Here is an 18567-nt window from a genome sequence, read left to right as displayed (position 1 = left end):
CCGAGGCCGGGTCCTCAGTGCTCGTGGCGGGCGTCGGCGGCGCGGCGGCGGGCCAGCAGCTCGGTGACGATCTGATCGATGAGCTCGAAGGGGATCGGCCGGCTGAACGGGAACTGGAGCGTGTCCTTCGCCGCGCGGTAGTCGGCGACGGCCGACTGGAGGGGTTCGTCGAACGGCGGGATCGAGTAGAGCGCGATGTGGTGCTTCCACGCGCCGAGGTAGAGCAGGTAGCGGTCGTCGAGCATGAAGGTCGGCATGCCGTAGCGGATCGCCTCGGTGATCCCAGGGACGATCCGGTGCACGCGGAGACGGATCTCCTCGATGGCGTCGGCGGGGTCGGTCGGCAGCGCGGCCAGGTAGTCGTCGATGGTGCTCGGTGTACCAGGCATGTGCGTCCTCCCCAGGCTTCGGACGGCACGGGACCACTCGTCCCGTGCCGTCATCGTCCCATGTCCGCCGCCGGTGCGACAGTGGTGGTTCTACCGCTCCGCGAGGGCGCGACGCACGTCGTCCTGCACGAGGTCGGCGTTCATGGCCGCGCCGGCCATCGCCCCGGCGGCCGCCGCCTGCACGACCTGCGGCCGCAGGCTGGTGACGTCCCCGGCCGCCCACACGCCGGGGACCGAGGTGCCGCCCATCGCGTCGACCCCGATCGCATCGCCGTAGTGCGCACCCGCCGGGTGCGGTTGCGTCTGCACACCGAGCTCGGCGAAGGCCGCCGCGTGCACCCGGGCGACCGGTGCCACCGCGAGCGCGTCGACGCGGACGGTCCGGCCGTCGGCGAGGCGGACGCCCACGAGTCGGTCGTCCTCGACCTCGAGCCGCTCCACGAGGCCGTCGACGACCTCGATGCCACGGGCGGTGAACGCGGCCCGTTGCTCGGCACCGAACGCCTCGGCGGTGTTGCGCAGCACGACGACCCGTTCGCTCAGCTGTCGGAACAGCTGGGCCTGGTGCGCCGCTGCCTGGGCGTCCGTCCCGAGGATGCCGATCACCCGGTCCTGCACCTCCCAGCCGTGGCAGTACGGGCAGTGGAGGGCGTCGCGCCCGTAGCGTTCGCGGAGTCCGGGGATGTCCGGGAGTTCGTCGGCCGTGCCGGTGGCGATGAGCAGTCGGCGACCGCGGAGGGTCGACCCGTCCGTCCTCGTCAGCATGAACCCCTCGTCGTCGCGGACCGCCGTGCTGATCTGGGCGTCGACGATCAGGACCCCGTAGGCGGCGACCTCCGCGCGCCCGAGACGGACGAGCTCCCGAGGGGGGATGCCGTCACGCGACAGGAAGCCGTGGACGCCGTCGGCCGGGGCGTTCCGGGGCTGGCCACCGTCCACGACGATGACGGAGCGACGCGAGCGGCCCAGCATGAGGGCGGCGCTGAGTCCGGCCGCACCGCCGCCGACGATGATCGCGTCGACGAGCTCGGTCGGGGCCGGTGCGGCGGCGGACGGGATGTGGGCGGGCGTGGTCATGATCGTTCCGTTCGGTCGAGGGGCGGTGCGGGGTCCAGCGTGCGTCGCAGTGTGCCGAAGTGGCAAGAAACCTTGCTGGAACGGCAACGGCCCCGGAGAATCGAGCCATGGCGCATGGACACGAGGAGCAGCGGTCGATCGACGGGGTGCTGGACGCGGTCGGGCCGCGTCTCCGCGCGATCCGGCAGCACCGCGGCACCACCCTCGCGGCGCTCTCCGCCGAGACCGGCATCTCGGTCTCCACCCTGTCCCGGCTCGAGTCCGGACAGCGCCGACCGAACCTCGAACTGCTCCTGCCGCTCGCGAAGGCGCACCAGGTCCCGCTGGACGACCTCGTCGGCGCCCCGCAGACCGGTGACCCCCGCGTGCATCTGAAACCCGTCCAGCGCCACGGCCAGACGATCGTGCCGCTCACCCGCCGGCCGGGAGGCTTGCACGCGTTCAAGAGCATCATCCACGGCGGACCTGGTCCGCAGACCCCCGGAACGCAGCAGGTGCACGAGGGCTACGAGTGGCTCTACGTCTTGAACGGCCGGCTCCGCCTGTTGCTCGGCGATCAGGACCTCGTCCTCACCGCGGGCGAGGTCGTCGAGTTCGACACCCGAGTGCCGCACTGGTTCGGGCGGGCGGAGGCCGGAGCGGTCGAGTTCCTCAGCCTGTTCGGCAAGCAGGGCGAACGCATGCACGTCCGGGCGAGGTCGACCGAGGCCCGATGACGCGTCCGGCCGGCGTCCGGCGCACGGAGCGTCCGGACATGGCAGGCTGAGGCCGACGGTCCACAGGGGCCGCCCGACGAGCAGGGGGACCGATGAGCGCATCCGACGACCGTCCGTTCGCCGAGCAGCTGCTCGAACGCCGAGGGTTCGCCGTCGCGACCGCGCTCGTCGTCATGCTCGGCGGGCTCGTCGTCCCGTTCGTCGGCTGGGTGGCCGGCATGGTCATGCTCTGGCGGGCACGCGCCTGGACCACGCGCCAGAAGGTGTGGGCGACCGCCGGCCCGCTCCTCGCCACCGGGGTCGTGCTCATCGTGCTGGCCCTGCTGACAGCGAACTGGAGCACGACCGACGCCGGGCTCGGCGGCTCGCCGGTGATCCCGGTCGTCCTCGACCTCGGTGGGACGGCCGTGGTGCTCCTGCTGGTGTCGTACGCCGTGGCGGGTGGGTGGCTGTTGTGGTCGGTGCTGCGCCGACCTGCACCGCAGGGCTGAGCGGCGCCGTCGGATTCGCGGTCGGCGCTCAGGTGGACCGGGCAGAGTGGGACGATGCCCGACTCCTCTCGCTCCCGCCGACCCGTCCCCGTCCAGCCCGGACCCGGTGAGGAATCCGTCTGGGAGTACCCGCGCCCGCCCCGGGTCGAGCCCCGCGACGAACGTGTCGTCATCCGGTTCGGCGGCACCGTCATCGCGGAGTCGACGTCGGCGGTCCGCGTCCTCGAGACGAGTCACCCGCCCGTGTACTACGTGCCGGCCGCCGATTTCACGCCGGGCGTCCTCGTGCCGGTCGACGGCACGACCATGTGCGAGTTCAAGGGTGAGGCCCATTACCTCGACGTCCGGGTGGGCGACGAGGTCGCGCCCGCGGCCGCCTGGACCTACCCGGACCCGCGCTCGGGCTACGCGCCCCTGTTCGGCATGATCGCCGTCTACCCGGGGCGCATGGAGGCCTGCGAGGTCGACGGCGTCCGGGTGCACGCCCAGGATGGCGACTTCTACGGTGGGTGGATCACGCCGGGGATCATCGGGCCGTTCAAGGGCGCCCCCGGCACCATGGGCTGGTAGCACCTCCTCCTCGGACGCCAGCCTCGTCTGCTCCTACACCCGTCCCACCCGCCGTGCAATGGCTGGGTGGCGGGCCGACCCCGTGCCACGCTGAGCGCCAGGACGCCTCGACGACGAGGCTCGGGTGCAGGAGGCGGTCGTGGCCATGGACGCATTCGGTGAAGCGGTCGACCCGGGGTGGTCCCTCCTGCGCGTCGTCCCACTGTTCGGACTCGCCGTGAGTGGTGGTGCGGTCGTCGGCGCGGTCATCGCCGCCGGCGCGCAACTGTTCGGGGCGGTCGGGACCGTCTCCGCGCACCCGGCCGACCTCGGCGGCATCGCCGTCCTCGTCGGTGGGCTCGTCGGCGGCATGCTGGCCGCCGTCGGGGCGGTGGGTGCGCTCCTCGCGTTGGGCGTGCTGGACCACTGGGGCGAACGCGCTCCGCTCCGTCGAGCCTGGATCGCCGGCGGGGGGTCGGCCGTGCTCGTCTCGGTCGTCGGCGGCCTCATCGCGGCGCCCATCGGACTCGGGTCGACGATCGGGGTCGTCGCGTTCGCCGTCCTCGCTGCGGGCGGCGCAGCGGGCGGGGGCCTGTACGCCTTCGAGCGTGCCCTGGCTCGTCGAGGTGTCGCCGGCGGGTGAGGGTGGCCGTCAGCCGGCGAGCTGCAGGAGGCGGGCCCGATGCCAGTCGGTCTGGGTCAGCGCGGACACCCGCAGGAGTCCCGTCAGCGCGTCCCACCCGGCGGACCAGCCGATGCGCGAGGCGATGGTCCAGACGTCCGCATCGGGGTCGTCGGCCAGGACCGACCGCACCTCGTCCGCACGACGCAGGTGATGGGCCGCCAATTCGTCGCACCGCTCGGCGAGGCCGGTGAAGCGGAAGCCGTGTCCCGGGATCACCTGGTCGCCGTCGTGCCCACGGACGCGGTCGAGCGAGGACAGATAGGCCGTCACGGGGTTCTCGGCGGTCCGTGCACCGAGCCCGAGGCCCGAGAAGATCGTGGGGAGGACGTGGTCGCCGGTGAACAGGTAGCCGCGGTCCTCGTCGCGCAGCGTGAGATGCCCCGTGGTGTGCCCGGGCGTGTGGATGACGCGGACCGTGCGACCGGGGAGGGCCAGCAGCTCGCCGTCCTCGAGCGTCCGATCGGCACGGGTGTCGCCGAGGTGGCCTGCCGGGGCGGCGGCGCCTTCACTCCAGGGGCGCACGGTCGTGTCGTCGGCCGGGACGCCCCAGGCGTCCAGGGCCGCGGCCAGCTCGGCCGGGCCGGGCGGCGTCGAACCGGCCGCCTCGTCTTCGAGCCGGTGCATGAGCACGGGCGCGGCCAGTTCCTCCCGCAGGACCCCGGCGAGGCCGAGGTGGTCGGGGTGGAGGTGGGTCACCACGATGCCGGTGAGGGTGGTGACGCCGACGTCGCGGAGCTCACGGAGGAGATGCTCCCGACCCTCCGGGGTGTCGGTTCCCGGGTCGACGACGATCGCGCGGCCGTCCGTGCCGAAGAGCACCGAGCAGAGGGTGAAGGGGTTGCCGGGATCGGTGGTCGGAACGGCGATGACGACCGTGTCCGCGTCGAGCTGTTCCGTCGGTGGCGTCCGTCCCTCACGGAAGGCGGCGGCCTGCGATTCGCTCGACGAGGTGATCATGGGGGTGCTCCGGGTGCTGTTCGGGGGACGGACCAACCCTAGTCGTGGCTCCCGCGAGGTTCAGTACGATGGGTGCATGACCGTGAACGACATCCTCATCGGCGTGATCGCCCTCATCACCGTCCTCGGCGGCATCGGCATGGTCGGCGCGCTCGTCGCGATGGCCAAGTCGGGCTACCACGGCTGACCGCTCGCCTGTCGAGCTCAGCGCGCGACGGCCTCGTCCGTCGCGCGCTGGATGGCTGCGAGCGCTGCGGCGACGGCGGAACGCTGCAGTGAGCCCTTCCGCGCCGTCGCGATGATCTTCCGCTCGCTCATCCCCGAGATCGGCTTGCGGACGACGTCGGTGCGCGAGCCGATCGCGATGTCGGGGAGGACGGCGACGGACAGCCCTGCCGCGACGTGGTCGATGACGACTTCGTAGCTCGTGAACCGTCCGACCACCCGGGGTTCGAAGCCCGAGCGTCGGCACAACAGCGGGACGAGTTCGCCGAGGTAGGTGCCCGGGGCGTCGAGGGCCCACGACTCCGCCTGCAGCTCGCCGAACGACACCATGTCGCGCCCGGCGAGCGGGTGGTCGAGCGGTGCGATGAGCAGGAGCGGGTCCGTGGTGAGCGGCACGCTGTGCACCGAGGGGTCGAGGAGGAAGCCGTCCTCCTGGTCGACCGTGATGACGACGTCGCAGGTGCCGCGTTGGACGGCCGTGGTGCTCTCGTGCGGTTCGACTTCGATGAGTTCGACCTCGAGTCGCGGGTACTGCTGGGCGAGCGCGCGCGCGGCCGGGATGAGGACCGGGGCGATGACGCTCGCGAAGCCGGCGATGCGGAAGCGGCCGGACGGCTCGGACTCGACCTCGGCCAGTTCCACCTCGATGGCGTCCATCTGCGCGAGGAGCGCCCTGGCGCGTTCCACGAGCAGTGCTCCGGTCGGTGTCAGCGCGAGGGTCCGGCCGCGTCGTTCCAACAGGGCGGCGCCGGTCTCCGACTCGAGGACGGAGAGCTGCTGGGAGACCGTCGAGGGGCTCAGGTCGAGCTCGCGGCCGACTGCACGGATCGTGCCGAGGCGGTCGAAGGCCTCGAGCAGTCGCAGTCGTACGGGGTTCAGGGCCATGGTGCAACAGTATCGAGCGGGCCTGGGCGCCCTCCACACGGCCGCCAGTCCGATCGGGGGCCCGTGGCTCGTCCGAGGACCCCGCGTCACTCCCAGACGAAGGTGTCGGGGAGTCGGCCCGGTTCGGTGAGCCTGGCGTTCCGCAGCACCGCTCCCTGCGGGCCGAGGGACAGGGCGGTGACGGAGAGCGAGGCGAGTCGCAGGCCGTCGTGGTCGTCGATCCGCACGACGGCCTCGTCCGCGTCGGCCGGCAGGCGCGTCGTTGATCGCAGCGTCTGCAACCAGGGCTCCCAGGATGCGGCCGTGGCGCCGTCGAGCGGGCCGGTCGGCGCCGGGGCCTCGACGAAGTCGGGCCGCCACCGGCGCACCCGGGGGACGTCGAGGTGGTCGGGTCCCTCGTGGGTCACGACGTGCAGACCGGGTGGCACCTCGACCGAGCGGAGCGACGTGCCGTCCCAGCTCGTCACCTCGACGCGGTCGGGGCGGAGCTCGACGAGGTTCCACGAGCGGGCCATCCGGCCGTCGGAGCCGTCGACCCCCGTCGTCACGGCCTGCAGGGGGAGTACCCCGCGCGAGACCCACCCGCTCGCCGGCATCGGGAGGTCCTCGCGTCGGTTCAGCACGACCGCCGCCCGCGGCCCGCCGTCGGCGTCGAGGTTCGTCGCCAACCAGGCACCACCCGCCTCCCGGTCGTGGATGCCGCGGACCCCGTCACCGAGCGCCGGCCACCAGGAGCCGGGTGGATCCCAGGCGCGTCCCGGCTGCTCGTCGCGGAGCCCGAGCACGGCGATCGGCCACGGGCGCCCCGGCTCGAAGTCGATGATGACGGTGCACACGGGGTTCCTCCTCGGCCGGCCGGACTAGGACAGACTAGACGAGGACCGCGCGCCGGAGCGCCGGTGGCGAGGAGACGAGATGACCACGCAGGACGCAGCACTCGGGGCGCACCGTCGCACCGTCGTCGTCGGCATCACGGGTGGGATCGCGGCCTACAAGGCGGTCGGCGTGGTGCGCGGCTTCGTGCGTGCCGGGCACGACGTCCACGTGGTCCCGACCGAGAGCGCCCTGCGGTTCGTCGGGCTGCCCACCCTCGAGGCGATCAGCCGGAACCCGGTCACCACCTCGCTGTACGACGGCGTCGCCGAGGTCAGGCACGTCGCCCTCGGGCAGCGGGCGGACCTCCTCGTCGTCGCTCCCACGACGGCCAACACCCTGGCGAAGCTCGCGGCCGGGTTGTCCGACGACCTCCTCGGCACCACCATCCTCGCCAGTCGTGCACCCGTGCTTCTCGCCCCGGCGATGCACACCGAGATGTGGCAGCACCCGGCCACGACGGCGAACGTCGCCCTCCTGCGCTCGCGCGGCGTCGCCTGCATCGGACCGGAGACCGGCGCACTCACCGGCGGCGACGAGGGACCGGGGCGGATGAGCGAGCCGGAGGACATCGTTGCGGCGGGACTCGCGCTCCTGCAGGGCCGCGACTCGGCCGGCGACCTGCGCGGCGATCGCGTCGTCGTCTCCGCGGGTGGCACGCGCGAACCGCTCGACCCGGTGCGCTTCCTCGGCAACCGCTCGAGCGGCCGGCAGGGATTGGCCGTCGCGCAGGCGGCCGTCGCCCGCGGCGCCGAGGTCGTGCTCGTCGCGGCGCACCTCGACGCGGACGTCGCGGCCGAGGCTGCCGGTGTCGTGGGACTCAGGGTCGTCCCCGTCGGGACCGCGGCGGAACTCGCCACCGCGATGGACGAAGCGGCGAAGGAGGCGAGCGTCGTGGTGATGGCGGCGGCCGTCGCCGACTACCGGGCCGCCGAGATCGCCGAGCGCAAGATCAAGAAGGACGACACCGGCGACGAACTGATCCTGCGACTCGTGCGCAACCCCGACGTCCTGGCGGGGCTCGCCGAGGCAGCCGTGTCGGGCCGCCTCATCGTCGGCTTCGCAGCCGAGACCGCATCCGACCGCGACGAGCTCCTCGCCCTCGGCCGGTCGAAGATCGCCCGAAAGGGAGCCGACCTCCTCGTCCTCAACCGCGTCGGTTGGACGGACGGCTTCGGCACACCCGACAATGAGGTCCTCGTGATCGACCGGGAGGGCGAGCTCGTCGGTGAGGCGTCCGGCTCGAAGCGCGCCGTCGCCGACCGCCTGCTCGACCTCGTGCTCGCCCGCCGCTGAGCCCGCCGCACCCCCATGGGCGAGCCTCCCCCCGAACGGGGCTCGCCACTGGCACGATGGGCACCATGCCACGCCTCCGTCCCGCGCGCCGTCGCGCATCCATCGCCGCGACCCTGGCCGGAGTCATCGTCCTCTCACTGGGACTCGCACAACCGGCCGCTGCTGCGGAGTACCCCAGCTGGGAGGACGTCGAGGCGGCACGGTCGAGCGAGACGTCGAAGCAGTCGACCATCGTCCAGATCGAAGGCCTGGTCCAGGAGCTCAAGAACGCCGCGGTGCTCGCCGAGGCGGAAGCGGTGCTGCGCGCGGACGAGTACGAGGCGGCGCAGCTCGCCGTCGACGAGGCCAGCTACCGTGCCGTGTCGCTCCGCGAGCAGGCCGTCGCCGCGACGACCGTCGCCGAGACCTCCAAGCGGCAGGCGGGTGCGCTCGTCGCCGCGTGGCTGCGGTCCGGGAACGTGGACCTCTCGACCGCGGCGTTCCTGGACGGCGACGAACCCGAGGCGCTCCTCGGCCGACTGAGCACGATCTCCAAGCTCAGTGAGTCGACGGACGGCACCTACGACCGCGCGAAGACGGACGCGAACACGGCCTCCCTCCTCACCGAGCAGGCCACCATCGCCGAAGCCGCGCTCGGCGACCTCGCGGCGGCGGCCGAGACCGCCCTCGGTGACGCGGTCGCGGCCCGAGCGGACGCCGAGACCGCCGTGGCCGATCAGCAGGAGTACCTCGCCACGCTCGAGGCCCAGCTCATCGTCCTCAAGGAGAACCGCGCGGCCACGGAAGCCGACTACCGCAAGGGCGAGGAAGTGCGCGCGGCGGCAGCGGCTGCTGCAGCTGCGGCCGCCGCGGCAGCCGAAGCGGCGAGGGTTGCGGCCGAAGCCGCCGCGAACGCCGCAGCGAACGCCGGTGGCGGCGGCGGTGGTGGCGGCGGTGGCGGTGCCAGTTCAGGTGCGGTCGGCGGTCAGGGCTGGGCGCTGCCGATCTCCGGCAGGATCACCGACAACTACGGACCACGACCGGGGCGACCCGTGCCGGGCGTCAACGCGTTCCACTCCGGGACCGACATCGGAGCCGGGTGCGGTCGCGCGGTCTACGCCGCCAGCGCCGGCCAGGTGGTCTACGCGGGGTGGCTCGGGACCTACGGCAACTGGGTCCTCATCGACCACGGCGGCGGGGTCATGACCGGCTACGCGCACAACAGCAGCATCCTCGTCGGCGAAGGCCAGTCGGTGTCCGCGGGGCAGAACATCTCCCTGGTCGGATCGACGGGTGCCTCCAGCGGCTGCCACGTCCACTTCGAGGTCAGGATCGGCGGCTCCCGCGTCGACGCGGTGCCGTTCATGGCGGACCGCGGAATCCGCCTGGGCTGAGCGGCGGTTCCGCTCGGGGGCGACGCCTCAGAGGCCGAGGCGTTCGAGTTCCGCGTCCATGCGGCGCGCCATCTCGGCGTAGCCGTCGTCGTTCGGGTGGAGTCCGTCTGCGGCCATCCACTCCGGGTGCCCCTCGATCCAGTGCGACGCTCCGGGAACGGTGTCCGCGTCGATCTCGTCGGCGGCCTCGGCCACCCAGTCGATGATCGTCTCGACCGCCGCCGGGCGCTCGTCCGTGTACCAGAAGGGCTCGACGACGATGAAGCGCGCGTCCGGGAGTGCGTCGCGCAAGCGGTGCAGGTCGGAGCCGATCTGCTCGTGGATCCGATCGGCCGACCGGTCGAAGCTGAAGGCGTCGTTGAGCCCCATCGTCACGAAGACGATCTCGGGGCGTTCGGCGATGATGAGCGAGGGCAGATCGCCGCTGTCGTCACCGAAGCGATCACGGTGGTTGATGAAGCCGAGGCCGTTCACGCTCGGGTTGAACTCGCGCCATCCTCGTTCTTCGCTGATCACCGTCGACCACCGGTTCGCCGGGTCGCTCGCGCCGGTGCCGAGCGTGTAGGAGTCTCCGTAGAAGGCGACAACCGGGCCGTCGTCGTCGGACTGGGCGCATCCGGTGAGCCCGGCGGCCAGGGCGAGCACCGCGGCGGCGGCGAGCAGTCGTGATCTCATGCGGGTGCTTCGGAGCGGTCGTCGTCGCGGAGGGTCTCCGTGTCGGTACTCGACGGGCGGCCGGGAACGCGGATGCGGACGAGACTAGGGCGATCAGGCGCGCATGCGTGCACTAGCCTGACTCCATGCCGCAGATCCGTATCCGGGACGCCGCCCTGTTCCTCGGGGTCAGCGACGACACCGTCCGCCGCTGGATCGACCAGGGCGCGCTCGTGAGCGCGAAGGACGACGCCGGCCGTGCGGTCGTCGACGGGCTGTCGCTCGCGCGGCTGGCCCGACAGAACGCCGTCCTCCCCGTCGACCCCTCGGAGATCGGACGCTCCGCACGGAACCGCTTCGTCGGCATCGTCACGGACATCACGATGGACACGGTCATGGCGCAGGTGGAACTGCAGTGCGGACCGCACCGCGTCGTGTCGCTCATGAGCAGTGAGGCCGTGCGCGAACTCGGCCTCGAACTCGGCTCCACAGCCATCGCCGTCGTGAAAGCCACGACGGTCCTCATCGAGACCCCGAAGGCGCAGGCATGAACCGCACCGCACCCCGTCGCTCCACCCGACTGCTCAGCGCCGTGGCCCTCGGCATCGGGATCCTGCTCACCGCATCCGCCTGCGCTGCGCCAGCGACGGCGCCGACACCGAGCGGCTCAGCTACGGCGGACGAGCTCAGCGGCTCCATCACGGTGTACGCCGCGGCGTCCCTCAAGACGACCTTCACGACGCTCGCGGCGGACTTCGAGCAGGCGCACCCCGGCACGAGCGTCGAGCTCACCTTCGCCGGATCGTCCGACCTCGTCACGCAACTCACGAACGGTGCCCCCGGCGACGTGTTCGCCTCGGCGGACGAGAAGAACATGTCGAAGCTGGTCGACGCCGACCTCGTCGAGGGCGACCCGGTCGACTTCGCCACCAACGTCCTGCAGATCGCCGTCCCGCCGACGAACCCCGCCGACGTGCAGACCTTCGCCGACCTCGCCCGCCCCGGCGTCAAGACGGTCGTGTGCGCGCCGCAGGTGCCGTGCGGCGCGGCCACCGTAGCCGTCGAGGAGGCCACGGGTGTCGCGCTGAGCCCGGTCAGTGAGGAGTCGTCGGTCACCGACGTCCTCGGCAAGGTGACCTCGGGGGAGGCCGACGCCGGGTTGGTCTACGTGACCGACGTCATCGCGGCCGGCGACGCGGTGCGCGGCATCGCCTTCGACGAGTCCTCGAAGGCCGTCAACACCTATCCGATCGCGCCGCTCGCCGGCAGCGCGAACCCCGCGCTCGCCGCAGCCTTCGCCGCCTTCGTCGTGAGCGCCGACGGGCAGCGTGTGCTCGCCGACGCCGGCTTCGGCGCGCCGTGACCGCATGAGGAACCAGGGCTTGGGGGTGCCCCGCTGGGTTGTCGTCATCGCGGCGGTCGGAGCGGCGTTCGTGCTGCTCCCGCTCGTCGCGATCGTGCTGCGGGTCGACTGGGCGGACTTCGGCGCCCTCGTGACCTCGGAGTCCTCGGTCGCGGCGCTCGGCCTGAGTCTGCGGACCTCGCTCATCGCGACGGCACTCTGCGTCCTGTTCGGCGTGCCGCTCGCGCTCGTCCTCGCCCGCACGCGGTTCCCGGGCCAGCGGCTCCTGCGGTCGCTCGTCCTCCTCCCGCTCGTGCTTCCCCCGGTCGTCGGCGGCATCGCCCTGCTCTACACCTTCGGTCGGCTCGGTCTGCTCGGCCCGGCGCTCGCCGACGCGGGGCTCAGCATCGCGTTCTCGACGACCGCCGTGGTCCTCGCCCAGACCTTCGTCGCGCTCCCGTTCCTCGTGCTGAGTCTCGAGGGTGCGATCCGCACGAGCGGCGCCCGCTACGAGGCGGTCGCGGCGACGCTCGGTGCGCGGCCGACCACGGTCTTCCGGACGGTCACGCTGCCGCTCCTCGCGCCCGCCATCGTCTCGGGCGCCATCCTCTCGTTCGCGCGTGCGCTCGGCGAATTCGGCGCCACGCTCACCTTCGCGGGGAGTCTGCAGGGCGTGACCCGCACGCTCCCGCTCGAGATCTACCTGCAGCGCGAGACCGATCCGGACGCCGCGGTCGCCCTGTCGCTCGTCCTCGTCGTGGTGGCCGTCCTCGTCGTCGGGGTCGCCGGTGCCCGTGGAGCGGTGACGCGACGTCCGGCCCGTGGGCGGCGACCGTCTCCGCGACCCGTCGTCGGAGCCGATCGATGATCCCGGCGGAGCGTGGCGGTTCGCCGCTCAGCCTGCGGGCGACCGTGCGCGCCCGCGATTGGGACGTCGCCGTCGAGCTCGCCCCCGGTGAGACCGTCGCCGTGCTCGGACCGAACGGAGCCGGCAAGTCCACGTTGCTCGCCCTCCTCGCGGGTCTCCTGCGGCCGGACACGGGGCTGGCGACGCTCGGCGGTCGTGAACTGTTCCGGGTGGGTGAGGCCGGGCGAGAGCGCTGGCTCCCGCCCCACCGGCGAGGTGTCTCACTGCTCGCGCAGGAGGCGCTCCTCTTCCCGCACCGGTCCGTGCTCGACAACGTCGCCTACGGGCCGCTCGTCGCCGGGATGTCGCGCGACGAGGCGCGCGACATCGCCAGGAGGCGGTTGGCCTCGGTGGAGGCGTCCCACCTCGAGGACCGCCGGCCCGCCGAGCTGTCCGGCGGTCAGGCGCAACGGGTGGCGCTCGCCCGGGCGCTCGCGCCGGATCCCGCCCTGCTCCTCCTCGACGAACCGATGGCCGCGCTCGACGCCTCGGTCGCCCCGCAGCTGCGTCGCATGCTCCGCGAACAGTTGCGCGGACGCACGACCCTCCTCGTGACCCACGAGGTGCTGGACGCGTACACCCTCGCCGATCGGGTCGTCGTGCTCGACGCCGGGCACATCGTCGAGCAGGGGCCGACGTCGGAGGTGTTGGAGCGGCCGCGGAGTGCGTTCACCGCCGACCTCGCCGGCCTGAACCTCGTGACGGGCGTGCGGACGCGGAGCGGGCTCCGGCTGGTCGACGGGACGGAGGTCGCGGTCGGCCCGGTCGTCGAGGGGGAGCCCATGCCGCTCGGGGCCGCCGTCGCCTGCGCGTTCCGCCCGTCGCGGGTGGAGGTGTTCGACGCCGACGAGGCTCCCGGTGGCGGCGCCGTCCGTGCGGTGATCACCGACCTCGAACCGCGCGGTGACGTCGTCCGGATCCGCACGGAACTCCTCGCGGCCGACGTCACGGTGCCGACGCTCGCCTCGGCCGGGTGGTCCACCGGTGATCCCGTGGACCTCGTCGTCGACCCGCAGGCCGCCGTCCTGTATCCGCGGTGAGCCATCATGCGCCGGGGCACGACGGCGAGGTGACCGGCCGAGACGTGACACAGTGAGTCGATGAACCGATTCTGGAGACGCTGGTGGCCGCTCGTCGTCGGGGCGGCCGGCACGCTCGCGATCGGCGTGGTCTGCGTGGCACTCATCGCCATGGGGCTCGTGCGGCCGAACGCCATCCTGGCCGCCTCGTACGCGGTGCGAGGGGTCGACGTCTCCTCGTACCAGGGCGAGATCGACTGGGATGTCCTCGCGGCTCAGCGCATCGACTTCGCGATCATGAAGGCGACCGAGGGATCGGGCGATCAGGACGAACGGTTCGCCGCGAACTGGGCGGGCGCGCAGCGGGCGGCCGAGAAGACCGGCCTGCTCGTCGGGGCGTACCACTTCCTGAGCTTCGACAGCCCGGCCGAGACGCAGGCGCAGAACATCTTCGACACCGTCCCCGTCACCGCAGGGGCGCTGCCGATCACCATCGATCTCGAGTGCTACGCCGACTACTGCCGGACGCCTCCGAGTGCTGAGCGGGTCGCGGCCGTCCTCGACCCACTCCTCGCGGCACTCGAGGAGCACTACGGGCAACCGCCGATCATCTACGCGACCATGCGGTACTCCGACGCGTTCCTCGCGGGTGCATACGAGCGGAACCCGCTCTGGATCCGCTCGGTCGTCACGCCACCGGTCCTGTCGGACGGGAGGGCGTGGGACCTCTGGCAGTACACCAGCCGGGAACGCCTGGCCGGTTACGTCGGCAAAGAGGAGTTCATCGACATGAACGTCTTCGACGGGTCCCTGGAAGACCTCCGAGCGCTCGTCCGCCCCTGAGCCGCAGGTTCCCCCGGCGGCTCCGGTGACGGTGCCTCGGGTTACGGTGCGGGGGCGGGGCCTGAGGTCGGCTCGGCGACGGGGAGGAACGTGTCCTCACCGTCGACCTCCTGCTCGATGGAGTCCTCGGTGGTCTCGGTGTCCTCGGGGATGCGGTCGTCCTTCGCTGCGTGCTTGCTCATACGAACACGATACGACGGGTGTCGCGCTGAGCAATGGGGTTGCGGGCCGGCGCCGGGCGCCTGCCGACCAGCGCGCTCAGGAGGCGAAGGCGAGCGAGCGGGCGTCGAGTGCTGCGGTCAGGACGTCGATGGCCGCAGGACCCACGCCGTGGATGTGGGCGAGCGCCGCGGGGGAGACCCTGGTGAGTTGCTCGAACCGGGTGAACCCGTGAGCGGACAGCGCCCTGCCGGCGACCGACCCGATCGAGGTCGGGAACTCGGACGTCTCGGTGGGGACCAGTTCGACGAACAGGGCCGCGATGCGTTCCTCGATGTCGTCGCGGATGCGCCGGACGGCGTCGATGCCCTGCCCCGCCGGATCCTCGAGTTCCCAGTCCTCGTAGCGTTTGCCGGGGAAGATCGGGCAGGCGTCACCGCAGCCCATCGTGATCACCGCGTCCGACGCCCGCACCGCTTCCGTGGTGAGGATGCGTGGGACGGCGGCCGTGATGTCGATACCGTGTTCCGCCATCGCTTCGACGGCGACCTGGTTGATGCGGTCCTTGGGTTCGCTGCCCGCCGAGAGCACCTCGACCCGGTCGCCGGCGAGCGCGCCCAGGAAGCCGGCCGCCATCTGGGAGCGTCCGGCGTTGTGCACGCAGACGAAGAGGACGGTCGGAGTCGTCGGGGTGGTCGGGTCGATGGTCATGGCGTCTCCTGGAGGTGGCGTGATCCGAGCGCGGACGAACGGTCGAGGAGGTCGACGAGGACAGCGTAGCTCGCGCCGGGCTCGGCACCCCGGGTGAAGCCGTCGACGAGCTCGAGGGACACGAAGCCGTGGAGGGCCGCGCGGACGATCCTGCCGGCGTCGGTCATCGCGACGCTGTCGAGCCCGCGTCCGGCGAGGGTCCGTTCGACGAGGAGGACGAGTTCCCGATCGGCGGGATCGCCGGTGGGGGTCCGGACGTCGGTCGTCGCGAAGGCGAGCGTGTACCGGCCGGGGTAGGCGAGGGCGAAGCGACGGTAGGTCTCGGCCAGCGCGGTGAGCGCCGGCGTCCCGCCGAGGCCACTCGTCGCGATGTCGATGCTGCTGGCGAGGTGGGCCAGTGCGAGGGACGCGACGGCGGCTCGGAGGTCCTCGGTGCTCCGCACGTGCTTGAGGAGCGCGGGCGCCGAGGTGTCCAGGTGTCGGGCCAGGGCGGCGAGCGTGAGCGCGTCGGCTCCGTAGGCGTCGGCGAACTCGGCGGCTCCGACGATCACCAGCTGGCGGGAGAACTTCGTCCGGGAGACAGGTGTGTCGGTCATCGGATCGAGCCTAACCGCTTGCCGGGGCTGTCCTGGGACGGCCGCCGGCGCCTCCGGGCTGGCGTCAGACGGTGGGTGGCGTCGCCTCGTGGTGTGGAGCGCCGTGGGTGCGGCGGTCCTCCTTCATGGCGGCTTCCGCGAGGTGGCGGCGCCCGCCGGCGAGTTCGTCGCGCACGTGTGCTTCGAGCGTGCGGAACGGCTCCCAGTAGTTGCCGTCGTAGTCCTCGACGATCTGGAACGTCCAGCGTCCGTCGATGACGTTCCGCCCGACGAGCTCACGATCGATGCGATCGGCGAGCTCGGCGTGCCCGGCGTCGCGGAGCGCGTCCGCAGCTTCGCCCAACGCGAGGTCCGCCTTGCCGGTGAGGCGGTGGAAGCCGTAGAGCATGCCGCGTGCCTGCTCCACCACCTCGAGGGCCTCGGTCACCTTGCCGACCGCTTCCACAGTCGCGTCGTCGACGCCGTCCGGGATCTGGTGGGCGTCGTCGGGTCCGTCGGTGGTGCGGTCGTCTGCAGAACTCATGCCACCAGTCTGTCTCGATCGAAGCTGGATGTCTGGGGCTTGCGAATGGAGGTGCATGGCGGGAGCCGGCCGCGGTCCTTCGCGCGCACCGAGCGAGTGCACCTTGACTGCCCTTCGACAGGCTCAGGGACCGGAGTGTGTTCGGTGAACCGCACCCGGTCGCTGAGTGCGTCCCCGGTCACTGAGCTTGTCGAAGGGCGCACGAGAAACCCTTCGACAAGCTCAGGGACCGAAGCGCGCCCCGTGAATCTCCTCCGATCACTGAGCTTGTCGAAGTGCCCACGAGGAACCCTCCGACACGCTCGGGGACCGGAGGTGGTCAGAACGGCGCGGGATCAGGTTCGGTTCGGTGGTGCTTCCCGTCGGGTGTCGTCCACTCGAGGACCCCGCCTGGGCCGTGTTCGAGGTTCCATCCGGGGAGGTGCTTCATGCGGTGGTGGTGTCGACAGAGGCAGGCGAGATTGCCGACATCCGTCGTGCCGCCGTCGTCCCACGCGACCGAATGGTCGAGGTCACACGCTCTGGCGCGTCTCCCGCAGCCGGGTGCCCGACAGGTGCCGTCCCGGAGGCGCACCGCGCGTTGCAGGTCGGCCGGGACTCGATACTGATTCCGCCCGACGGAGAGCACTGCGCCGGTTTCCGGCTGGACGAGGATCCGGGTCAGGCTGGGCGCATTCACCGCGAGGCGGGCCGCGGTCTCCGGGTCGATCGGACCGTACCCATCAAGCGTGGCCGGGGCGTCGGAGACACCGGCCAGGCTGAGCGCCGGCACCGTGATCTGCACGGTCGGCGTGATGTGCTCCTGGACCTCGATCGGATGCGGGAGCACCGGGCTCGCCATCACGTCTTCCGGGGTCACTCCGGTGAGGGCGAGTGCGGCGAGGGCGTCCGCCTGGAGCTGCATGCAGGTGCGGGTGTCACCGGCTGCGCGGGACTCCGAGGCCGCGGCCTCGACGCGCTCGATGACGCCCTGCGCGATCGGTGCCGTGGTGAACAGGTGCACCCACGCCATGCCGTCGGCGGCGGGCTCGAACTCGACGCGACGGTCTGCCTCCGAGCGGACCGCACGTGCAGTGATGGACTCCGGGTGGAGGCGCTCTCGGAGGGCACGGGCACGCTTCCGCAGGTTCGCGTTGGTGGTTTCCTCTGCGACCGGCAACACTGCCGCCAGGAATGCGGCCCGCCCGGCGGTCGGCACGTCGCTGAGCTGGTCGGTGATGGTCTGCGCGTGCCGCGCCGAGATGCGGCCGGCCTCGAGCGAAGCGAGCACTGCGGGCGCCTCGTTGACGAGGCGTTCCGCGTCGTTCGTCGCCCGCTGCACGGTCTGCTCGGGTGTCCGTGTCGCCATCGCGAGTGCCGCACAGGTCGACCGGCGCGAGAGGGCCTGTCGTTCCGCGGGAGGGTACACGGCCGGGACGACCGAGTCTGCCAAGGCATCGGCATACGCCGCCGATCGGGCCAGGAGGCGGGCCGCCCGAGCGGCCAGCACGGCCTGCTGCCGGCAGATGTCCGCGTACTCGTCCGAGAACTCCGCGAGCTGCGCGACGTAGTCGTCGCCAGCTCGAACTGCGGAAGTGGTGCTCTCGGTCATGGATCAAGTGCACCATGGACCACTGACATTCCAGATGCTGAGTGGCACCGGTGGTGGACGCTTCTCCGAGAGCCCATCGACAAGCTCAGGGACCGGCGGAGCGTCGCCGGGGAGGGGCGCCTTGCGTACCCTTCGACAAGCTCAGGGACCGGAAGGGTTAGCGGTCCGCTGAGCTTGCGCGGGTCAGTAGTTCAGGCAGCGATCCGGATCCTCGATCTCCGGCGGATCACCCTGATAGAGGGTGAAGAAGTTCTCGGCCGGGCCGGACAGGGACCCACGGGTGTGGATGCACAGGCGAGCGAGATCGTCGTCGCTCCGCACGCTGGAGGTGATCGATGACGTCTCGCAGGCGCCGTCGTCGGGCCGCAGAACGAGGTCCCGGTTGGTTCCCTCGTTGTCCACGACCCATGTCCCGGAGAAGTCGATCACGTCGTTGTCGCGTGGGTCTTCGTCGAAGCTGCACTGCACCTCCGAGGGCCAGGCGGTGGCGTCGAAGGTTCCGTCGTCGGCCAGCTCGAGCAGGGTGTCTCCGCTGCGCCACGTGCCGACGGCTTCGTCGGCAGGCAGTCCGTACTGCGTATCGGAGCAGGAGACGAGCGAGGCGCTCAGCAACACGCCGAGGACGGAGGCGGCCACCCAGTGTGCTCGGCGGACGGTCGCTCGCCGCGTGCGGCTGGTTGCTCGGCGTGACGGTCTCGACTCCACG

The 18567-nt window shown here is 71.9% G+C and carries 22 protein-coding genes and 1 pseudogene; 11 read left to right on the top strand and 12 right to left on the bottom strand.

Translation table 11 applies throughout. From position 1 onward, the window contains the following. Nucleotides 1–14: 14 nt before the first annotated feature. Together ASF68_RS06815 and ASF68_RS06810 are read right to left on the bottom strand one after the other, a co-directional pair. Nucleotides 15–389, bottom strand: a complete 375-nt coding sequence (locus tag ASF68_RS06815) for an iron chaperone (protein ID WP_056008500.1) — start codon at nucleotides 387–389, stop codon at nucleotides 15–17. Between the two features lie 90 nt (nucleotides 390–479). Further along, the gene (locus tag ASF68_RS06810) at nucleotides 480–1466 is read right to left on the bottom strand and encodes an NAD(P)/FAD-dependent oxidoreductase (RefSeq protein ID WP_056008497.1); all 987 of its coding nucleotides are present in this window, start codon (nucleotides 1464–1466) and stop codon (nucleotides 480–482) included. A gap of 107 nt (nucleotides 1467–1573) precedes the next feature. Between ASF68_RS06810 and ASF68_RS06805 the strand changes: the two genes are divergently transcribed. The 4 genes from ASF68_RS06805 (at nucleotide 1574) to ASF68_RS06790 (ending at nucleotide 3865) form a co-directional block, all read left to right on the top strand. Further along, the gene (locus tag ASF68_RS06805) at nucleotides 1574–2182 is read left to right on the top strand and encodes a helix-turn-helix transcriptional regulator (protein ID WP_056008494.1); all 609 of its coding nucleotides are present in this window, start codon (nucleotides 1574–1576) and stop codon (nucleotides 2180–2182) included. A gap of 92 nt (nucleotides 2183–2274) precedes the next feature. Next, nucleotides 2275–2673, top strand: coding sequence for a hypothetical protein (locus ASF68_RS06800; RefSeq protein WP_056008491.1), 399 nt, complete (start codon nucleotides 2275–2277; stop codon nucleotides 2671–2673). Nucleotides 2674–2727: 54 nt separating this feature from the next. After that, nucleotides 2728–3243 (top strand): DUF427 domain-containing protein, encoded by a 516-nt coding sequence (locus ASF68_RS06795; RefSeq protein WP_056008488.1) that lies wholly within the window; start codon nucleotides 2728–2730, stop codon nucleotides 3241–3243. Between the two features lie 139 nt (nucleotides 3244–3382). After that, a complete protein-coding gene (locus ASF68_RS06790) occupies nucleotides 3383–3865 on the top strand; it encodes a hypothetical protein (RefSeq protein ID WP_157579832.1) in 483 nt (160 codons plus the stop codon). 9 nt (nucleotides 3866–3874) lie between these two features. On the opposite strand, the gene ASF68_RS06785 is transcribed toward ASF68_RS06790, so the two are convergent. The 3 genes from ASF68_RS06785 to ASF68_RS06775 all read right to left on the bottom strand — a co-directional run bounded on the left by ASF68_RS06785 (nucleotide 3875) and on the right by ASF68_RS06775 (nucleotide 6810). After that, nucleotides 3875–4864 (bottom strand): MBL fold metallo-hydrolase, encoded by a 990-nt coding sequence (locus tag ASF68_RS06785; RefSeq protein ID WP_056008481.1) that lies wholly within the window; start codon nucleotides 4862–4864, stop codon nucleotides 3875–3877. A gap of 204 nt (nucleotides 4865–5068) precedes the next feature. Further along, nucleotides 5069–5974 carry a LysR family transcriptional regulator gene (locus tag ASF68_RS06780; protein ID WP_056008478.1) on the bottom strand — a complete coding sequence of 302 codons (906 nt, stop codon included), beginning with the start codon at nucleotides 5972–5974 and terminating at the stop codon, nucleotides 5069–5071. An 86-nt stretch (nucleotides 5975–6060) separates the two neighbouring features. Then, entirely contained in the window at nucleotides 6061–6810 is a 750-nt protein-coding gene (locus ASF68_RS06775; RefSeq protein ID WP_056008475.1) for an NRDE family protein, read from the bottom strand. A gap of 79 nt (nucleotides 6811–6889) precedes the next feature. On the opposite strand from ASF68_RS06775, the gene coaBC reads away from it, so the two are divergent. Together coaBC and ASF68_RS06765 are read left to right on the top strand one after the other, a co-directional pair. After that, entirely contained in the window at nucleotides 6890–8143 is a 1254-nt protein-coding gene (gene coaBC / locus ASF68_RS06770; protein ID WP_056008472.1) for a bifunctional phosphopantothenoylcysteine decarboxylase/phosphopantothenate--cysteine ligase CoaBC, read from the top strand. A 65-nt stretch (nucleotides 8144–8208) separates the two neighbouring features. Next, nucleotides 8209–9516: a M23 family metallopeptidase gene (locus ASF68_RS06765; protein ID WP_056008469.1), complete on the top strand. Its 1308-nt coding sequence runs from the start codon at nucleotides 8209–8211 to the stop codon at nucleotides 9514–9516. 27 nt (nucleotides 9517–9543) lie between these two features. Here the strand turns inward: ASF68_RS06765 and ASF68_RS06760 are convergent, their stop codons facing one another. Beyond that, entirely contained in the window at nucleotides 9544–10191 is a 648-nt protein-coding gene (locus tag ASF68_RS06760) for an SGNH/GDSL hydrolase family protein (protein ID WP_056008467.1), read from the bottom strand. Between the two features lie 125 nt (nucleotides 10192–10316). Here ASF68_RS06760 and ASF68_RS06755 point away from each other — a divergent pair, with 125 nt between their 5' ends. The 5 genes from ASF68_RS06755 to ASF68_RS06735 are packed head-to-tail and all read left to right on the top strand — an operon-like array spanning nucleotide 10317 to nucleotide 14281. Beyond that, the gene (locus ASF68_RS06755; protein WP_056008464.1) at nucleotides 10317–10721 is read left to right on the top strand and encodes a molybdopterin-binding protein; all 405 of its coding nucleotides are present in this window, start codon (nucleotides 10317–10319) and stop codon (nucleotides 10719–10721) included. Further along, nucleotides 10718–11533 (top strand): molybdate ABC transporter substrate-binding protein, encoded by an 816-nt coding sequence (gene modA, locus ASF68_RS06750; RefSeq protein ID WP_056008461.1) that lies wholly within the window; start codon nucleotides 10718–10720, stop codon nucleotides 11531–11533. The genes ASF68_RS06755 and modA overlap by 4 nt, the downstream gene beginning before the upstream one ends. Nucleotides 11534–11537: 4 nt before the next feature. Further along, nucleotides 11538–12380 carry an ABC transporter permease gene (locus ASF68_RS06745; protein WP_056011508.1) on the top strand — a complete coding sequence of 281 codons (843 nt, stop codon included), beginning with the start codon at nucleotides 11538–11540 and terminating at the stop codon, nucleotides 12378–12380. Continuing rightward, on the top strand, nucleotides 12377–13459 hold the full coding sequence (locus tag ASF68_RS06740; RefSeq protein WP_056008458.1) for a sulfate/molybdate ABC transporter ATP-binding protein: 1083 nt from the start codon (nucleotides 12377–12379) through the stop codon (nucleotides 13457–13459). The genes ASF68_RS06745 and ASF68_RS06740 overlap by 4 nt, the downstream gene beginning before the upstream one ends. A gap of 60 nt (nucleotides 13460–13519) precedes the next feature. After that, entirely contained in the window at nucleotides 13520–14281 is a 762-nt protein-coding gene (locus ASF68_RS06735; protein WP_056008455.1) for a GH25 family lysozyme, read from the top strand. Nucleotides 14282–14322: 41 nt separating this feature from the next. On the opposite strand, the gene ASF68_RS18685 is transcribed toward ASF68_RS06735, so the two are convergent. From ASF68_RS18685 to ASF68_RS06710, 6 genes and pseudogenes are all read right to left on the bottom strand, one after another. Then, a complete protein-coding gene (locus ASF68_RS18685; protein ID WP_157580227.1) occupies nucleotides 14323–14463 on the bottom strand; it encodes a hypothetical protein in 141 nt (46 codons plus the stop codon). Nucleotides 14464–14737: 274 nt separating this feature from the next. Then, nucleotides 14738–15151: pseudogene (locus ASF68_RS06730) on the bottom strand (arsenate reductase ArsC); the annotation flags it as partial. Next, nucleotides 15148–15747 (bottom strand): TetR-like C-terminal domain-containing protein, encoded by a 600-nt coding sequence (locus ASF68_RS06725; RefSeq protein ID WP_056008453.1) that lies wholly within the window; start codon nucleotides 15745–15747, stop codon nucleotides 15148–15150. The gene ASF68_RS06725 and the pseudogene ASF68_RS06730, both read right to left, overlap by 4 nt. Nucleotides 15748–15811: 64 nt before the next feature. Next, nucleotides 15812–16270: a hypothetical protein gene (locus ASF68_RS06720; protein ID WP_056008450.1), complete on the bottom strand. Its 459-nt coding sequence runs from the start codon at nucleotides 16268–16270 to the stop codon at nucleotides 15812–15814. A 319-nt stretch (nucleotides 16271–16589) separates the two neighbouring features. After that, nucleotides 16590–17861: an HNH endonuclease signature motif containing protein gene (locus tag ASF68_RS06715; RefSeq protein ID WP_056008447.1), complete on the bottom strand. Its 1272-nt coding sequence runs from the start codon at nucleotides 17859–17861 to the stop codon at nucleotides 16590–16592. A 183-nt stretch (nucleotides 17862–18044) separates the two neighbouring features. Continuing rightward, nucleotides 18045–18497, bottom strand: coding sequence for a hypothetical protein (locus ASF68_RS06710; RefSeq protein ID WP_056008444.1), 453 nt, complete (start codon nucleotides 18495–18497; stop codon nucleotides 18045–18047). Between the last annotated feature and the right edge of the window lie 70 nt (nucleotides 18498–18567).

The organism is Plantibacter sp. Leaf314, assembly GCF_001423185.1.
Taxonomy (GTDB): domain Bacteria; phylum Actinomycetota; class Actinomycetes; order Actinomycetales; family Microbacteriaceae; genus Plantibacter.
Note: the sequence above shows the minus strand (reverse complement) of the source record. Positions and strands in the feature narration are given on the sequence as shown.

Excerpts from the sequence above, each read along its gene's own strand:
- ASF68_RS06815 (WP_056008500.1), bottom strand. The coding sequence starts at position 389 with ATGCCTGGTACACCGAGCACCATCGACGACTACCTGGCCGCGCTGCCG.
- ASF68_RS06810 (WP_056008497.1), bottom strand. The coding sequence starts at position 1,466 with ATGACCACGCCCGCCCACATCCCGTCCGCCGCCGCACCGGCCCCGACC.
- ASF68_RS06805 (WP_056008494.1), top strand. The coding sequence starts at position 1,574 with ATGGCGCATGGACACGAGGAGCAGCGGTCGATCGACGGGGTGCTGGAC.
- ASF68_RS06800 (WP_056008491.1), top strand. The coding sequence starts at position 2,275 with ATGAGCGCATCCGACGACCGTCCGTTCGCCGAGCAGCTGCTCGAACGC.
- ASF68_RS06795 (WP_056008488.1), top strand. The coding sequence starts at position 2,728 with ATGCCCGACTCCTCTCGCTCCCGCCGACCCGTCCCCGTCCAGCCCGGA.
- ASF68_RS06785 (WP_056008481.1), bottom strand. The coding sequence starts at position 4,864 with ATGATCACCTCGTCGAGCGAATCGCAGGCCGCCGCCTTCCGTGAGGGA.
- ASF68_RS06780 (WP_056008478.1), bottom strand. The coding sequence starts at position 5,974 with ATGGCCCTGAACCCCGTACGACTGCGACTGCTCGAGGCCTTCGACCGC.
- coaBC (WP_056008472.1), top strand. The coding sequence starts at position 6,890 with ATGACCACGCAGGACGCAGCACTCGGGGCGCACCGTCGCACCGTCGTC.
- ASF68_RS06765 (WP_056008469.1), top strand. The coding sequence starts at position 8,209 with ATGCCACGCCTCCGTCCCGCGCGCCGTCGCGCATCCATCGCCGCGACC.
- ASF68_RS06760 (WP_056008467.1), bottom strand. The coding sequence starts at position 10,191 with ATGAGATCACGACTGCTCGCCGCCGCCGCGGTGCTCGCCCTGGCCGCC.
- ASF68_RS06755 (WP_056008464.1), top strand. The coding sequence starts at position 10,317 with ATGCCGCAGATCCGTATCCGGGACGCCGCCCTGTTCCTCGGGGTCAGC.
- modA (WP_056008461.1), top strand. The coding sequence starts at position 10,718 with ATGAACCGCACCGCACCCCGTCGCTCCACCCGACTGCTCAGCGCCGTG.
- ASF68_RS06745 (WP_056011508.1), top strand. The coding sequence starts at position 11,538 with ATGAGGAACCAGGGCTTGGGGGTGCCCCGCTGGGTTGTCGTCATCGCG.
- ASF68_RS06740 (WP_056008458.1), top strand. The coding sequence starts at position 12,377 with ATGATCCCGGCGGAGCGTGGCGGTTCGCCGCTCAGCCTGCGGGCGACC.
- ASF68_RS06735 (WP_056008455.1), top strand. The coding sequence starts at position 13,520 with ATGAACCGATTCTGGAGACGCTGGTGGCCGCTCGTCGTCGGGGCGGCC.
- ASF68_RS18685 (WP_157580227.1), bottom strand. The coding sequence starts at position 14,463 with ATGAGCAAGCACGCAGCGAAGGACGACCGCATCCCCGAGGACACCGAG.
- ASF68_RS06725 (WP_056008453.1), bottom strand. The coding sequence starts at position 15,747 with ATGACCGACACACCTGTCTCCCGGACGAAGTTCTCCCGCCAGCTGGTG.
- ASF68_RS06720 (WP_056008450.1), bottom strand. The coding sequence starts at position 16,270 with ATGAGTTCTGCAGACGACCGCACCACCGACGGACCCGACGACGCCCAC.
- ASF68_RS06715 (WP_056008447.1), bottom strand. The coding sequence starts at position 17,861 with ATGACCGAGAGCACCACTTCCGCAGTTCGAGCTGGCGACGACTACGTC.